Below are 15,190 nucleotides of genomic sequence, written 5' to 3'. Positions count from 1 at the left end.
TGCTTCCTCCGATCCCTCCGGGTCGTTCGACGAGGGGGAGTTCCTTTCGACGACAGGTGTGCTTGTGACGATTGACAGACTGGTGAGTCCCGCCTCCCGGGCCACCGAGGTGCTCGGGGGAGAGCTCACCGAGTCGAGCCTGAAGCGCTACCTGAACGGTATCTCCGGGGTCGACGCCGTCGGTCTCGAGGCACGCGCGGCCGATCTCGGCAGCCGGTCGATCAAGACCACCTCCAAAGCGTGGGCGCTCGATCGCATCATCTCCCTGATCGACCTCACGACGCTCGAAGGCGCAGACACTCCCGGCAAGGTGCGCTCGCTCGTTGCGAAGGGCCTGAATCCGGATGCGGCAGACCCCACCAGCCCGAGAGTGGCCGCCATCTGCGTGTACGGCGATATGGTGCCGGCCGCCGTCGAGGCGCTCGGTGCCTCGCACGGGCTCGACAAGGGCCCGGGCGGAATCAATGTGGCGGCCGTCGCTACGGCGTTCCCGAGCGGGCGCGCCTCGCTGGCCGTCAAGCTCGCCGACACGGCAGACGCTGTCGCTGCCGGCGCAGACGAGATCGACATGGTCATCGACCGCGGCGCCTTCCTCTCCGGTCGTTACGGCCAGGTTTTCGACGAGATCGTCGCCGTGAAGGAGGCCTGCCGGCGGCCAGACGGGAGCTTCGCGCACCTCAAGGTGATCCTCGAGACCGGCGAACTGAACACCTACGACAACGTGCGCCGCGCATCCTGGCTCTCGATCCTCGCGGGCGGCGACTTCATCAAGACGTCTACCGGCAAGGTGGCTCCGGCCGCCACGCTTCCCGTCACGCTTCTGATGCTCGAGGTCGTGCGGGACTGGCACCGCCTCACCGGCGAGAAGATCGGTGTGAAGCCGGCAGGCGGCATCCGCACCTCCAAAGACGCAATCAAGTACCTGGTGGCCGTGGCCGAGACAGCGGGCGAGGAGTGGTTGCAGCCGCACCTCTTCCGCTTCGGAGCGTCGAGCCTCCTGAACGACGTGCTGCTGCAGCGCCAGAAGCTCGCCTCGGGTCACTATTCCGGCGCCGACTACGTCACCATCGACTGAGGACCCACTACATGTCATTTCTGGAATATGCCCCCGCACCCGAGTCGACTGCCCTGCTGAACCTGCAGTCCGAGTACGGGCTCTTCATCGACGGTTCGTTCCGGGCCGGTTCGAACCCGACGTTCTCGACCATCTCGCCGGCGACCGAGAAGCACATCGCCACCATCGCATCGGCCTCCTCGGCCGATGTGGATGCCGCGGTCGCCGCCGCGCGCCGCGCCTACGATTCGACGTGGTCGCGCCTGTCCGGCCGTGATCGCGGAAAGTACCTGTTCCGCATCGCCCGGCTCGTGCAGGAACGCGCCCGTGAGCTCGCCGTGGCCGAGAGCCTTGACAACGGCAAGCCCATCAAGGAGAGCCGCGACGTCGACGTCACCCTCGTCGCCGCCTGGTTCTTCTACTACGCGGGGTGGGCCGACAAGCTCGACCACGCTGGCCTTGGCGCCGATCCGCGTGCGCTCGGTGTCGCCGCCCAGGTGATCCCGTGGAACTTCCCGCTGCTGATGCTCGCGTGGAAGATCGCGCCGGCCCTGGCCGCCGGCAACACCGTCGTGCTGAAGCCCGCCGAGACGACTCCGCTCACCGCGCTGCTGTTCGCCGAGATCGTGCAGCAGGCCGGGCTTCCCGACGGTGTGGTGAACATCATCACGGGGGCCGGCTCCACCGGTCGTGACCTGGTGAATCATCCGGACGTCAACAAGGTCGCCTTCACCGGCTCGACCTCCGTGGGCCGGGAGATCGCCCGGTCGCTTGCCCGAACCTCGAAGAAGCTCACCCTCGAACTCGGAGGCAAGGGCGCGAACATCGTCTTCGACGATGCTCCCATCGACGAAGCTGTCGAGGGCATCGTGCGCGGCATCTTCTTCAACCAGGGTCATGTCTGCTGCGCCGGATCGCGCCTGCTCGTGCAGGAGAACATCCACGACGAGGTCGTCGACCGACTGAAGGCCCGCCTGTCGACACTCCGCGTGGGCGACCCGCTCGACAAGAACACCGATGTGGGGGCGATCAACTCGGCGGAGCAGCTGGCGCGCATCCGCGAGCTGTCCGACATCGGCGAGGCGGAGGGCGCCTCGCGGTGGAGCCCCGCGTGCGATCTGCCCACGGACGGCTTCTGGTTCGCACCGACGATCTTCACCAACGTGTCGACCGCGTCGCGCATTGCGCGTGACGAGATCTTCGGGCCGGTGCTGTCGATCCTGTCGTTCCGCACACCCGCCGAGGCGGTCGCCAAGGCGAACAACACGCCCTACGGACTTTCGGCTGGCATCTGGAGCAGCAACGGCTCGCGCGTGCTGGCGGTTGCCGACAAGCTGCGCGCCGGAGTCGTCTGGGCGAACACCTTCAACCAGTTCGACCCCTCGTCGCCGTTCGGCGGCTACAAGGAGTCGGGCTACGGCCGCGAGGGCGGCAAGCAGGGCCTGGCGGCGTACCTCGCGCCAGCCGGTTCGTCGCAGGGTGTCTCTTCTCGGGGAACGGTGGAGCGGGCATCCGGTGCCGCCCAGATCGACAGCGGAAACGTCGAGTCGCCTGCTTCTCCCATCACGACCGAAGGATCAAGCAAATGAGCCACCTCGCCGTGCCGAAGACCTACAAGCTCTACATCGGCGGCAAATTCCCGCGAAGCGAATCCGGGCGCGTGTACGAGATCCTGGACGCCTCGGGGGAGTTCCTCGCGAATGCTGCGCAGGCATCCCGCAAGGATGCCCGTGATGCGGTGGTCTCGGCGCGCGCTGCCGTCTCCGGCTGGTCGAAGGCAACCGGTTACAACCGTGGGCAGGTGCTCTACCGCATCGCTGAGCTGCTCGAAGGCCGCCGGGCGCAGTTCGTCGACGAGATCGTGCACGCCGAAGGCGTGTCAGCAGCGGCTGCGATGGCTCAGGTCGACGAAGCCATCGATCGCTGGATCTGGTATGCCGGATGGGCAGACAAATACGTGCAGGTCGCCGGCAACGCCAACGCGGTTTCGGGTCCCTACTTCAACATCTCGGTGCCGGAACCGACCGGTGTCGTGGCGATCGTCGCCCCTCAGGATTCGTCTCTGGTCGGCTTCGTCAGCGCCGTCGCGCCGGCCCTCGTCGCAGGAAACACCGTCGTCGTCATCGCGGCAGAACGCCTGCCGCTCTCCGCGATCAGCCTGGCTGAAGTGCTGGCGACGAGCGATGTGCCCGGCGGAGTGGTCAACATCCTGACCGGCTCACCCGCCGAGATCGCGCCGTGGCTCGCGTCGCACGCCGACGTGAACGCGCTCGACCTCGTCGGCGCTGGTGCGCTGGACTGGGTGCAACTGCAGATCGACGCAGCCGAGACCCTCAAGCGCGTGTTCCCGCCCGAGCAGGGTTCGGATGCCGCGGCACCCTCGCTTGCCCGCATCGTCGGGTTCACCGAGACGAAGACGGTGTGGCACACGAAGTCGCTGATCTGAGCGGTCAAGCGGGCAGTTCCAGAACGTAGATCGCCAGGTCGTGCCTCACCCCGGCGACCGGGAATGACTTCGGGCGCACTCTCTCGAGGGTGAAGCCGAGGCGCTCTGCGACTCGCCGACTGCGATCGTTGCCGGTCGCCGCGTGGACCTCCGCCCGGGTGATGTCCTGCGCTTCGAGCTCTTCCAGGATCGCCCGGCAGGCCCGGGTCACGATGCCACGGCCTTCGAACGCTGCGTCGATCCAGTAGCCCAGTTCGGCAACGCGCTGCTGCCGGTCGATGCGGCAGGTCACAGACCCGATGGGCATGCCGTCGAATCTCAGAACCGTGGGGATGTGGCGGCCGGCCACGGCGTCGGCCATGAGCGCTTCGGTGTAGCGCACGAGGCCCTCCCGGGTCTGCTCGCCCTGAGCCCACGGCTCCCATTCGCGCAGCCGCACCAGGTTGGCGGAGGTCAGCGCGAGCATCTCGTCGACGGTCGACAGATCACGCGGCACGAGGTCGAATCCATCGCCGAGATCATGGGGCAGCATGCTTCAATCCTCTCGTGCGTCGGCGCGCGAAATTCCTTTCTGAGAGTTTTGGATCTGGGTCTGCGGGGACCCTGATTTACTGAGGGAATGTCAGTGGTTGGTGTTTGACTGTTGGTATGAACCAGCCAGCCGCCTCCTTTGACATTGCTTCGGTGATGGGGTGGGTTTCGGATGCCCGGCAGCGGTTCGACGCGCTGCTGGCGTCGGGGGTTGGGGCTGCCGCGCCCTGCGGGCTTGCCGACGAGGACGTGATGGTGGCGACTGCGGAGGTCGAGTCGTTTGGCCGGATCGTGGATGGCCTGCGTGTGCGGATGGCTGGTCAGGTGGCGGCTCTGTCTGCTGCCGAGTACGGCGACGAGGGGTTGTCGAAGTCTCAGGGGTTCCGGTCTGTTCAGTTGTTTCTCGAAACGGTGACGCAGGCGTCGAAGAAGGCGGTTCAGGATCGCCTTCGGCTCGCCACCCGAACCCATACGACGATGTCTCTGGTCGGTCTGCCGAACCCGCCGCAGTTCCCCCGCGTCGCAGAAGCCCTCGCCCGGGGCGATATCGGGGTGGATGTCGCCGCGGTCATCACCCGCCGCCTCACCGATGTGGCGACCCGTACCGGATTCACCGAACAACTCGAAGAAGCTGAGGGCGGCCTGGTGTCGTGCGCGCAGGATCGGGTTGGCGGGTTCGGATACTCCGTTCGGGAGGTCGATGATCTCGCGATCAGGTACCGGGAGCACCTCGACCCCGACGGTGCCGAGCCCCGGGACGCTGACCTGTTCGAACGCCGCTTCCTGACGTTGACGCCGCACTGTTCGGGGATGACCCGTGTCACGGGGATGCTGACAGGCTCGATGGCCGGGATCATCGGCGCCGCTCTGGAACCGTTCACCAGCCCCCGGATTGTCTCCTTCCAACCCGACCCGGCAAGCGTCGGTGGCGACGACGGCGATGACGGCAGCGACGAAGGCGGTGACGGTGTGCTGGGTGATGCTGTGACGGCGGATACGCGGAGTGCGGGTCAGAAGCGTGCTGATGGCCTGGTGCAGCTGATCGGGTTGGGGGTGAAGGACCCGGCGGTGCCGAGGTTGAATGGTGCGGCGCCGACCGTGAACCTGCACGCCACCCTCGAGGATGTGACCTCGGGGCGGGGTGTGGGGTGGATCGATGGGCTCACCGAACCCGTCCCGTACAGCACCGTTGAAACGCTCCTGTGTCACGGGGATGTCATCACGACCTTGTTCGGTGAGCACGGGCAGGTGATCCAGCACGGCAAGACCCGGCGCCTGTTCACCACCGCCCAGAACCGTGCCCTCGCGGCACGCGACGGCGGGTGCGTCTGGCCAGGCTGCAACGCACCCCCCTCCTGGTGCGAATCGCATCATGTCGACGGGTGGCTATCGAAATCGCATCCGGGTGGGCTGACGGATCTCGACAACGGGGCTCTGCTCTGCCACTTCCACCACTCGAACGTGCACAAAACACGCTGGAAACTGACCATCCGAAATGGCACCCCCCACGTCACCCCACCCGCGTCACTCGACTGGAATCAGACACCCAGACCCTGCCAACAGAACAGGGCCAGGCAGTTACCGCCCGGCCATCACTCACCGGGCCGTGAAGTGGACGACCAATTGCGAAACGACCATTCCAGCGACACTGGGTAAAACGCCACCACCACCCGAGCCCTCACCTGGGCCCTCCACCGACGACCTCTATCGGCGCCCTCCGCCCGGGCCCTCTCCACTGGCCCCTCTACCGACGCCCTCACCCGGGCCCACCACCCGAACCCTCACACGACGTCATCACAGTGCGCCCTGCAGCCGGCCATCACAGCCGACCACCCATGCTTCGTATCGTCGCCGAACGTCGCGCACCATCAATCCAGCCACGCGCATCCAGAACCCATCCATCCGACGGCAAGCCCGAAGGGCGCGGCAGCAACAGAGTGCACGCCAGCGCTTACGCACAGAATCGGCACGCCGGTTCTCCCAACGCCCAGCCGAGCGGCGTACCCTGAACGGGTGACTACTGACAGAATCGCTCTCGTGACCGGCGCTACGGGCTACATCGGCGGTCGACTGGTGCCGCGGCTGCTCGAAGCAGGTTGGAAGGTGCGCGTTCTGGTGCGTTCACCGCAGAAGCTGGCCGACGTGCCGTGGGGCTCGAAGGTCGAGATCGTGCAGGGCGACCTCAGCGACCATGAGTCGCTCGAGAGTCAGGGCGTGTTCGATGGTGTCGATGTGCTCTACTACCTAGTGCACTCGATGGGTGGCAAGGGTAGCTTCGACGGAACCGAGCTCAGTTCGGCCCGCAACGTCGCGGAACTCGCTCTGAAAGCCGACGTCAAGCGCATCGTGTATCTGGGCGGGCTGCACCCGAAGGGCCAGAGTCTGTCGCGGCATCTCCGTTCGCGCGCGGCGGTGGGCAGCATCCTGCTGCAGTCGGGCGTTCCGACGGTCGCGCTGCAGGCCGGCGTTGTGATCGGATCCGGGTCGACGAGCTTCGAGATGATCCGGCACCTCACCGAGGTACTTCCGTACATGCCGGCGCCGAAGTGGGTGCGCAACTTCATCCAGCCGATCGCGGTGCGGGACGTGCTGCACTACCTTCTGGGAGCTGCGGAGATTCCCGACAGCCTCAACCGCACGTTCGACATAGGTGGGCCGGATGTGCTCCGCTATGGGCAGATGATGAACGGATACGCGGTGGAGGCGGGGCTCAACCAGCGTCCGATCGCGCCGCTGCCGGTGCTCACGCCGTGGCTCGCGTCACAGTGGGTGAACCTGGTCTCGCCGATCCCGCGCAATCTAGCCGTGCCGATCATCGAGTCGCTGCAGTTCGAGTGCGTCGCCCAGGAACAGGACATCAAGGCATACATTCCCGACCCCGAAGGTGGGCTCACCGGCTATCGCCGCGCGGTGCGACTCGCCCTCGGCAAGATGCGTGACGGGCAGGTGGAGACGAGCTGGCAGGACACCGTCGTGCAGGGCGCCCCGAGCGACAACCTGCCGAGCGATCCGGACTGGGCCGGTCACACGGTCTACACCGACGTGCAGGTGCGGCAGACGGATGCCCGCCCGGGCGACCTCTGGCGTGTGATCGAGGGTATCGGCGGCGACAACGGCTGGTATTCGTTCCCGCTTGCGTGGGGGGTGCGGGGTTGGATGGACAAGCTGGTCGGGGGAGTGGGGCTTCGCCGTGGCCGCCGTAACCCCGATCACCTGCACACCGGCGACGCGCTCGACTTCTGGCGGGTCGAGCGGATCAAACGGGGCACCTTCCTCCGCCTGCGCGCCGAGATGAAGGTGCCGGGTCTGGCCTGGTTGGAGCTGACAGTCTCCCCGCGCGCGGGCGGTGGCTCGCGGTACACACAGCGCGCGGTGTTCTTCCCCCGTGGGCTCGGCGGCCGGTTGTACTGGTACTCGATCCTGCCGTTCCACGGGTTCATCTTTCCGGGAATGGCGAACCACATCACCGAGACAGCGGTGAGGGAGGCCGAGCGCCGGAACGAACACCCGGGGCCGACGAAGAAGGTCCCCGCGGAGAAGGCCGATCTGGCCCCCGCCGCGGGCGCAACCGGGGCCGAGACAGAGGGCTCGACTGATTCCTCCTATCCCGCCGATTCCGCCGATTCCACTGGCAGGGCCGACTCAGCTGACACACTATGACGAACGGGCAACGGAGGCGGACATGATCGAAAATCCCTCGATCGTCTTTCTGGGCGACAGTCTCACCGCGGGCGCAGACTGGCAGAAGTACTTCGGCGACTACACCGTGCACAACATGGGTGTTCCGGGCGACACGACGGATGGCGTCAAGGAGAGGCTGGAAGAGGTCGTAGCAGTGCATCCGGGCACCGTCGTGCTGCTGATCGGAGCGAACGACCTGGCGAAGAGACGTTCCGTGGAGCATGTGGTGCAGAACATCGAGACGATCCTCGTCAGGCTCCGGAACGAGCTCCCCGACGCCGAGATCCTGTTGCAGTCGGTGATGCCGCGAGGCCACGAATACGCGGCCCAAATCCGCGACATCAACCGGCACATCTGGCAGTTCGCGTCATCGGTGCGCACCCACTATCTCGACCTCTGGCCCGCGCTGGCGCTGGATGATGGCGAACTGAACCCGGCCTACACGACAGACCGCTTGCATCTGAACGCCGACGGATACGAGGCGTGGCTGTCAGAGCTCGAACCGGCTCTCGAACGGGTGCACGGGCTCCCGCCGAAGAGTCGGCCCATCCGGTTGCCGGAACTCCGCCGCGGTTTCTGACGGAGCCGTCGCCCGGCGTTTCAGCCGAGAGCGTCGTGCGGCACCACTCCGCCGGGCCTCGCGCCCACGATCTGGATGGCGCGCGTAGCCGCAGCGACACCGGACGTACCGGCCTGCTCGAGCCGCCGGCGCAGCCCCTCGCCCTGCGCAGCTAGCGGCCGGTCCGACGCAGTGAGACCGTCGAACAGCCCGGCCAGGAATCCCGCGTCGAAGGCATCACCGGCACCCGTGGTGTCCCGCGGTTCTGCGGGCACGCACGAGATCGGGATGCGCAGAGCGTCGACTCCGGTTCCGGCACCGACCAGCGCGCCTCGTCGCCCGAGTGTCAGAGCGACCACCGGAAAGTGTTCGGCCAGAGCATCCACGATCCCCGCAGCATCCGTTCGACCGGAGAGTTCGCGCCCCTCGTCGAGGTTCGGGAACAGGATGTCCACACCCTCAACCGCCTCGAGGAAACCCCGCACGCCGTGGTCGACGATGAATCCCGACGACCCCGGGTCGACCGAGACGGTGACCCCGTGCGCTTTCGCGCGTCGCACCAGGTCGGTGAAACCGGCGACCGGCTGGCCGCTGAACAGCGTGTAGCCCGTGAAGTGCAGGTGGGCTGCCGCGGAGAGCATGCTGTCGGTCAGGTCCGCGGGCGACGTGTCGACGTTCGCGCCCTTCTCCGTGAGCATGGTGCGGGTGTCGTTCGCCTCGACGATCACCACGATGGTGCCGGTCGGCAGAACGAGCTCGCCCGCGAGGTGAGGCGTCACCCCGGAATCCCGCAGCAGGTTCTCGTGGCGCGAGGTGTCGGTGACATTAGTGCGACCGACGAAGTCCACGAGGGTGCCGAGCGAGCCGAGCCATGCCGCGGTGTTGGCGGCTGAACCGCCCGCCCGGCGCTCGATGCTGGCGAGGGTGTCGGTGTCGGTGCGGATGCCCGAGGTGGGCCGCACGATGATGTCGTCGAACACGTCACCGACGATCACGACCCGAACGTGCGGATTCACATCACTCACGCGCGAGGGCGCTCCACGCACCCGCGATCTCGCCGGCGAGCCGAACGTTGTTCCGCGCGATGTCGAGGTTGACCTCGAGGCTCCGGCCACCGGATGCTCCCACGATGTACGACAGCAGGAACGGTGTCACGGCCTTGCCCCGGATGCCCTGCGCGTCGGCTTCGGCCAGCGCTTCGAGCAGCACCCGGTCGTGCTCCTCCGGCTCCCACTGCAGATCGCTCGGCAGGGGGTTCGCCACGATGATGCCCTGGCCGTGGCCGAGAGCGTCCTGGCTCCGCATGACCCGGGCGATCTCCGCGGGTGACTCGACGGACCAGTCGATCTGTTCGCCGGACTCGGTGAGCCAGAAGCTCGGGAAGTTCGTGGTGCGGTAGCCGACGACCGGCACGCTGAGGGTCTCGAGTCGTTCGAGGGTTCCTGCGATGTCGAGCACGCTCTTGACGCCCGCCGCGACCACGGTGACGCCGGCGAGGGCGAGCGAACTGAGGTCGGCCGACTCGTCGAAGGTCGCGTTGGCGCCGCGGTGCACGCCACCGAGTCCGCCGGTGGCGAAGACGCGCACTCCAGCCTTGCCTGCGAGGTACGCGGTTGCGGCAACCGTCGTCGCCCCGCTGATGCCCTTGGCGGAAAGGATCGGCAGATCGCGCACGCTCGCCTTGACCATGTCCTCGTTGGCGATGCGGGCCACTCCGTCGGCATCGAGCCCGATGCGGGGGATGCCGTCGAGCACCGCGATGGTCGCCGGAGTGACGCCGGTGTCGAGCAGGATCTGCTCGAACTCCTTCGCAGCCTCAAGGTTCCGGGGGCGGGGGAGCCCGTGCGAGATGATCGTCGACTCGAGGGCGACGACGGGGCGACCGTGCTGCAGGGCATCCGCAACGGCGTCGGAGACAAGGAAGGGCTGGGGCATCCGTGGATCTTTCTGTTCGCTCGAAGTTCTAGGCTGGGGGCTATGCCTACCAGTGATTCTGCCATCCTCGAAGAAGCCGAACGTCTGGAGAGGCTCCGCGCCCGTGAGCGCGCGCTGCAGTTCGATTCCTTCGACCACGATGACGCGTTCTCGGTGGGCTCGCACCTGCGCGACAGGGCGCTCGAGGGTGATCTGCCGATCGCGATTGCCGTCGTCTTCGGCGACCAGCGTGTCTTCCACGCGGGGCTGCCCGGGGCGTCGAGCGACAACGACGACTGGCTGGAGCGCAAGTTCCGCGTGGTGCGTCGCTACGGTGAGTCGTCGCTGGTCATCGGCACCCTGTTCCGCTCGAGCGGAACCACCTTCGAGCTGTCTTCGAGGCTCGACCCCGCACTCTTCGCCGCCCACGGCGGGGCCGTGCCGATCTTCGTGCGCGGCTCGCTCATCGGCGCCGTGGGAGTCTCCGGTCTCGCCCAGGTCGACGACCACGAACTGGTGCTCGGCGCCCTGGAATGGCTGCAGGGCGAACAGTGACGAAGAAAGAGCGCGACGACCAGCTGCGCGAGCAGCGGCTTCGCAACGAGCAGCTGCGGAGTCAGCCGGCGCGCCCCGCTCCGCAGGTCAAGGGCAAGAATGTGCAGTCGCGTTATCCGACGTTCACGCGCACGGCTCTCGCTCCGGGGCTGCTCGCCGCGGTCATCCTGCTCGCCGCCGTCGCTGTGATCGACTCGGGCTGGTTCACTCTCTTCCGCTACGCGATCGCGATCCTCGCCCTGATCGTGTGTGTGTTCGCATACCAGGCGAAACAGTGGTGGTGGATCGCCGGGCTGGTGCCGATCGCGGTGGTGTGGAATCCGATCCTGCCGCTCGATTTCATCCCACCGGTCTGGTACGCGCTGCACCTGGCTGCTGCGATTGTCTTCGTCGCAGCGGGACTCCTGATCAAGATCCCGGTGTCGAAGGACAAGTAGCCGAATCAGCGCGCGCGATGCAGTAGCATAGTGGCAGCGCCGGGAAACCCGCAGTTGTTTCTGAAAACACAACTGGTCGTGGTCGAAGATCCGGTGCAGGTTCGCGGTTTCGGCGGCTCCAGCTGGGTCTGGATGTCGGCGCCGCCCCACTCCACAGGAGGAGCATGTCACGATCAGGCGTTCGCCGGTCCACCCGAACGGTCGACAACACCGGCCTCATCCCCATCCTCGCGCGCAAGGTGCGCGAGGTCGAGGCTGCCGCGCAGAGGGGCAAGGTCGTTCCCTCGAACCGCACCAAGTTCCTCGTGGTCGCCCTCCTCATGCGCGAGGAGCGCGCCCGTATCAAGGGTGACTCCGAGCTGAGCGACGGAGAACGGGCAGAGCAGCTGAAGCGACTCGACGGCATTGCGGGCATCCTCGCCCAGACGGCCGCTCGTGATACCTCGCTGATCACCCTGCTCGAGAGCGATGTCGCTGTCTCGCCGGTGGCGCAGCGCATGCGCCGCGAGTACCTGATGGATGCCGGCATCGAAGTCGAAGCCGAAGAAGAGGTTCCGGCACCGCCGCCCGCCTCGCCCTTCGCCACCGCCTTCACCTTCTCGCCCGGTGCCGCCGAGAAGCAGGTCATGCCGCAGTCGGTCAAAGCACGCCAGCTCGCCAACCCGTTCCTCGCCCCCGACTTCAGCGCGGCCACGGCCAACCGCCCCGTCTCGCGCGGGCGCCTCTCGAGCTGGGAGCTCCTCAGCCCGCTCTACCGAGCGTTCGAGTACGGCTCCGGCGGCACCGTCGCCAGCATGGACCTCCCCGAAGCGCCGAAGATCGACCGCATCTCGCCTCCCGGCCACGAACTGATGCACCACCAGGCGCGTTTCATCGCCGCTGTCGCCGCCGGTCACCGCTCCTTTCTGCTCGCCGACGAGCCCGGACTCGGCAAGACGGCGCAGTCGTTGCTGGCGGCCTCGGTCTCCGACTCCTACCCGCTGCTGGCCGTCGTACCGAGTGTCGTGAAGATGAACTGGGCCCGCGAGGTCGAGATCTGGACGCCGCACAGGCGCGCCACGGTCATCCAGGGCGACGGAGCGAACCTCGATGCCTTCGCCGACGTCGTCATCGTGAACTACGACGTGCTCGACCGGCATCTCGCCTGGCTCGGCACTCTCGGGTTCAAGGGCATGGTCGTCGACGAGGCGCACTTCATCAAGAACATGCAGTCGCAGCGCTCGAAGAACGTGCTCGCCCTTGCGGAGCGCATCCGTAGATTCGCTCCCGGCGGCGACCCGCTGATGATGGCGCTCACCGGAACCCCGCTCATCAACGACGTCGATGACTTCCGCGCCATCTGGCAGCTCCTCGGCTGGATCGACGGCGACAAACCCACGCCCGAACTCATGGGCAAGCTGGAGGAGACCGGCCTCACCCCCGCAGACTTCGGCTTCTTCGCCGAGGCCCGCTCGGCCGTCATCGACATGGGGATCGTCCGCCGCAAGAAGGTGGATGTTGCAGCCGACCTCCCGGCGAAGCGCGTCGTCGACCTCCCGGTCGAACTCGACGACGACCTCGGGCGATCCATCCGCCAGGCCGAAGCCGAACTCGGGAAGCGTCTCGTCACGAAGTACCGCCGGGCAGCCGCCGGTGCGATGGGGAGTGGATACGACACGTCCGACGGCCCGAACCAGGAGCTCATGCGGCTCGTGGCGAAAGCCGAACTCGAGGAGTCGAAGTCGTCCTCGACCGGCGAGAACGTCTTCACGATGGTGCGGAAGATCGGCCAGGCCAAGGCCGGCCTCGCCGCAGACTATGCAGCCCAGCTCGCGCGTTCCGTCGGCAAGGTCGTGTTCTTCGCCAAGCACATCGACGTCATGGACCAGGCCGAGGAGGCATTGGCGAAGGCAGGCCTCCGCACGATCTCGATCCGGGGCGACCAGACCGCATCGTTCCGGCAGTCCCAGATCGACGCGTTCAACAACGATGCGGCCGTGTCGGTCGCCGTCTGCTCGCTCACCGCCGCCGGTGTCGGGCTGAACCTGCAGGCCGCGTCGAACGTGGTGCTCGCCGAACTGTCGTGGACCGCTGCCGAGCAGACCCAGGCCATCGACCGCGTGCACCGCATCGGCCAGGCCGAGCCTGTCACGGCGTGGCGCATCATCGCCGCCCAGACGATCGACTCGAAGATCGCCGAACTCATCGACAGCAAACAGGGCCTCGCGGCCCGGGCGCTCGACGGCTCGGATGTCGAGATCTCGTCGGGCGACAGCGTTCAGCTCGAAGCTCTGGTGAGCCTGCTCGAGGCGGCCCTCTCATGATCGGCAGCACCTCCGCCGGCATGTCGACGGGCAGTGCGGCGACCCACAACGTCGCTCTCGAGAACAGCCTCGAGCCCGAGGCGCCCGAGGAACTCTTCAATCGGGCATCCGGTCACCTCGGCGCACCGCGCTCCTGGCCGAAGAGCCACGGCCGGCCGGATGTCATCGTGCGAAAGGGCATGCTCGCCCTGGTCAACACCACGCTGACCCCGCACGAGGCGATGGTCGAGGATCTCCTGTTCGTGCGGAGCGTCCTGCTCGGTTCGGGAATCGAGTTCTTCCTCATCCGCGGCAACGACGAACGACCCGTGGTGGTCATCGACGCGGCCGCCCGTCGGAAGCTCGAGCGCGCCCTCGCGCTCGCCTGCCAGAACGAACCGATGTACTCCAAGACCGTCACGGGCAAGAAGCGGCCGCCGATGCTGGTGAGCACCGGAACGCTGTCGGAGAGCCGCAAGGCCCGCATCTTCCGCCTGTACCGGCCGCGCGTCGAGCCCGTCGGCGGTCTCACCTACGGGTCGTCCATCGGCATCGAGCTGCAGTTCTGGAGCTTCGACGACGAGAACATCATCTGCCCCGTCGAGAACTCGCTGACGAGGCGCATCCTGCCCCGCACCGAGGCGATCCCCTCCACAGTGGAGCTCTACGGCGAGACGTGGCGCACCCTTCGCGGCATGTTCGACGTGCAGGCGACCGACGTGGTCTTCGACATCGACATGGTCTTCTCCTGGGTCGACGGCAACGACATCGACTACCAGCGCCGCAGGCGCGCGCAGGGTACCGGTTACATCGCGGGCGACGGCGACGATTCGGATGCCCGGTTCCGCCAGATCGACGAGCTGAAGTACGCCCTCCGCTCGGTGTACCTCTTCGCGCCCTGGGTTCGGCGTATCTTCATCGCCACGGACTCCCCGAAGCCCGCGTGGCTCGCCGAGCATCCCCGGGTCACCTTCGTGCCGAGCGAGGAGTTCTTCGAAGACACCAGTGTGCTGCCGACCCACAACTCGCAGGCCGTCGAGAGCCAGCTGCACCGCATCCCGGGTATCAGCGAGTACTTCCTCTACTCGAACGACGACATGTTCTTCGGTCGCCCCGTGCAGCCGAACATGTTCTTCTCACCCGGTGGCGTCACGAAGTTCATCGAGGCCCAGACCCGCATCGGCCTCGGCGAGAACGACCTCGGCCGAAGCGGCTTCGAGAACGCCGCGCGGGTCAACCGCCGGCTGCTCTGGGAGAAGTTCGGGCGGATCATCACCCGCCACCTCGAACACGCTGCCGCACCGCTTCGGAAGAGCGTGATGCAAGAGCTCGAGAACGAGTTCCCCGAGGACTTCCGCCGCACGGCCGCGAGTCGCTTCCGATCGAGCACCGACATCTCGGTGACCAACTCGTTCTACCACTACTACGCTCTGATGACCGGGCAGGCAGTGGTGCAGGAGGCGGCGAGAGTGTCGTACGTCGACACCACAATGCGCTCCGGCCTCGGGCTCCTGCCGGACATCCTGCGGAAGCGTTCGTTCGACTTCTTCTGCCTGAACGACGGCAGCTACCCCGAAGTGGATGCCGCGGAGCGCACCCTCGTGGTGCAGGAGTTCCTCGAGCAGTACTTCCCGTTCCCGGCCCCCTGGGAGTCGGAGCGCCAGGTCGCCGCCGCGTCGGAGTTCGAAGACGCCAGCTGAGCGGCTGCGCAGAGAAACGCGCCAGGCCCGT

Annotated in this window: 13 protein-coding genes; 10 read left to right on the top strand and 3 right to left on the bottom strand. The window is 66.9% G+C overall.

Going from position 1 to position 15,190, the window contains the following annotated elements; genetic code table 11:
- The first annotated feature begins 64 nt into the window (after positions 1-64).
- The 3 genes from deoC to B7R21_RS11150 are packed head-to-tail and all read left to right on the top strand — an operon-like array spanning position 65 to position 3,500.
- Positions 65-1,075 carry a deoxyribose-phosphate aldolase gene (gene deoC, locus B7R21_RS11160; RefSeq protein WP_116283335.1) on the top strand — a complete coding sequence of 337 codons (1,011 nt, stop codon included), beginning with the start codon at positions 65-67 and terminating at the stop codon, positions 1,073-1,075.
- An 11-nt stretch (positions 1,076-1,086) separates the two neighbouring features.
- Complete coding sequence (locus tag B7R21_RS11155; RefSeq protein WP_116283334.1) at positions 1,087-2,643, top strand: aldehyde dehydrogenase family protein; 1,557 nt, start codon at positions 1,087-1,089, stop codon at positions 2,641-2,643.
- Entirely contained in the window at positions 2,640-3,500 is an 861-nt protein-coding gene (locus tag B7R21_RS11150) for an aldehyde dehydrogenase family protein (RefSeq protein ID WP_116283333.1), read from the top strand. Before B7R21_RS11155 ends, B7R21_RS11150 begins: the two co-directional genes overlap by 4 nt.
- Positions 3,501-3,504: 4 nt before the next feature.
- Here B7R21_RS11150 and B7R21_RS11145 read toward each other — a convergent pair whose 3' ends face one another.
- Positions 3,505-4,032: a GNAT family N-acetyltransferase gene (locus B7R21_RS11145; RefSeq protein ID WP_116283332.1), complete on the bottom strand. Its 528-nt coding sequence runs from the start codon at positions 4,030-4,032 to the stop codon at positions 3,505-3,507.
- 116 nt (positions 4,033-4,148) lie between these two features.
- On the opposite strand from B7R21_RS11145, the gene B7R21_RS11140 reads away from it, so the two are divergent.
- The 3 genes from B7R21_RS11140 (at position 4,149) to B7R21_RS11130 (ending at position 8,292) form a co-directional block, all read left to right on the top strand.
- Positions 4,149-5,687: an HNH endonuclease signature motif containing protein gene (locus tag B7R21_RS11140; protein ID WP_116283331.1), complete on the top strand. Its 1,539-nt coding sequence runs from the start codon at positions 4,149-4,151 to the stop codon at positions 5,685-5,687.
- Positions 5,688-6,044: 357 nt separating this feature from the next.
- On the top strand, positions 6,045-7,691 hold the full coding sequence (locus B7R21_RS11135; RefSeq protein ID WP_116283330.1) for an SDR family oxidoreductase: 1,647 nt from the start codon (positions 6,045-6,047) through the stop codon (positions 7,689-7,691).
- Between the two features lie 22 nt (positions 7,692-7,713).
- Complete coding sequence (locus B7R21_RS11130) at positions 7,714-8,292, top strand: SGNH/GDSL hydrolase family protein (protein WP_116283329.1); 579 nt, start codon at positions 7,714-7,716, stop codon at positions 8,290-8,292.
- Positions 8,293-8,312: 20 nt separating this feature from the next.
- Here B7R21_RS11130 and B7R21_RS11125 read toward each other — a convergent pair whose 3' ends face one another.
- Together B7R21_RS11125 and B7R21_RS11120 are read right to left on the bottom strand one after the other, a co-directional pair.
- Entirely contained in the window at positions 8,313-9,296 is a 984-nt protein-coding gene (locus B7R21_RS11125) for a carbohydrate kinase family protein (protein ID WP_172592137.1), read from the bottom strand.
- The gene (locus B7R21_RS11120) at positions 9,289-10,206 is read right to left on the bottom strand and encodes a pseudouridine-5'-phosphate glycosidase (protein WP_116283328.1); all 918 of its coding nucleotides are present in this window, start codon (positions 10,204-10,206) and stop codon (positions 9,289-9,291) included. Before B7R21_RS11120 ends, B7R21_RS11125 begins: the two co-directional genes overlap by 8 nt.
- A 42-nt stretch (positions 10,207-10,248) precedes the next feature.
- On the opposite strand from B7R21_RS11120, the gene B7R21_RS11115 reads away from it, so the two are divergent.
- The 4 genes from B7R21_RS11115 to B7R21_RS11100 all read left to right on the top strand — a co-directional run bounded on the left by B7R21_RS11115 (position 10,249) and on the right by B7R21_RS11100 (position 15,159).
- Complete coding sequence (locus tag B7R21_RS11115; RefSeq protein WP_116283327.1) at positions 10,249-10,740, top strand: heme-degrading domain-containing protein; 492 nt, start codon at positions 10,249-10,251, stop codon at positions 10,738-10,740.
- On the top strand, positions 10,737-11,177 hold the full coding sequence (locus tag B7R21_RS11110; protein WP_253259758.1) for a DUF6804 family protein: 441 nt from the start codon (positions 10,737-10,739) through the stop codon (positions 11,175-11,177). Before B7R21_RS11115 ends, B7R21_RS11110 begins: the two co-directional genes overlap by 4 nt.
- A gap of 164 nt (positions 11,178-11,341) precedes the next feature.
- Complete coding sequence (locus B7R21_RS11105; RefSeq protein ID WP_116283326.1) at positions 11,342-13,480, top strand: DEAD/DEAH box helicase; 2,139 nt, start codon at positions 11,342-11,344, stop codon at positions 13,478-13,480.
- The gene (locus B7R21_RS11100) at positions 13,477-15,159 is read left to right on the top strand and encodes a stealth family protein (RefSeq protein WP_253259757.1); all 1,683 of its coding nucleotides are present in this window, start codon (positions 13,477-13,479) and stop codon (positions 15,157-15,159) included. Before B7R21_RS11105 ends, B7R21_RS11100 begins: the two co-directional genes overlap by 4 nt.
- The last annotated feature ends 31 nt before the right edge of the window (positions 15,160-15,190 follow it).

This window comes from Subtercola boreus (genome assembly GCF_003399625.1).
In the GTDB taxonomy this organism is placed as follows: domain Bacteria; phylum Actinomycetota; class Actinomycetes; order Actinomycetales; family Microbacteriaceae; genus Subtercola; species Subtercola boreus_C.
Note: the sequence above shows the minus strand (reverse complement) of the source record. Positions and strands in the feature narration are given on the sequence as shown.

What these genes read in the sequence shown, in the direction of transcription:
- B7R21_RS11155 (WP_116283334.1), top strand. Translation starts at nt 1,087, where the DNA reads ATGTCATTTCTGGAATATGCCCCCGCACCCGAGTCGACTGCCCTGCTG.
- B7R21_RS11150 (WP_116283333.1), top strand. Translation starts at nt 2,640, where the DNA reads ATGAGCCACCTCGCCGTGCCGAAGACCTACAAGCTCTACATCGGCGGC.
- B7R21_RS11145 (WP_116283332.1), bottom strand. Translation starts at nt 4,032, where the DNA reads ATGCTGCCCCATGATCTCGGCGATGGATTCGACCTCGTGCCGCGTGAT.
- B7R21_RS11140 (WP_116283331.1), top strand. Translation starts at nt 4,149, where the DNA reads ATGAACCAGCCAGCCGCCTCCTTTGACATTGCTTCGGTGATGGGGTGG.
- B7R21_RS11130 (WP_116283329.1), top strand. Translation starts at nt 7,714, where the DNA reads ATGATCGAAAATCCCTCGATCGTCTTTCTGGGCGACAGTCTCACCGCG.
- B7R21_RS11120 (WP_116283328.1), bottom strand. Translation starts at nt 10,206, where the DNA reads ATGCCCCAGCCCTTCCTTGTCTCCGACGCCGTTGCGGATGCCCTGCAG.
- B7R21_RS11115 (WP_116283327.1), top strand. Translation starts at nt 10,249, where the DNA reads ATGCCTACCAGTGATTCTGCCATCCTCGAAGAAGCCGAACGTCTGGAG.
- B7R21_RS11105 (WP_116283326.1), top strand. Translation starts at nt 11,342, where the DNA reads ATGTCACGATCAGGCGTTCGCCGGTCCACCCGAACGGTCGACAACACC.
- B7R21_RS11100 (WP_253259757.1), top strand. Translation starts at nt 13,477, where the DNA reads ATGATCGGCAGCACCTCCGCCGGCATGTCGACGGGCAGTGCGGCGACC.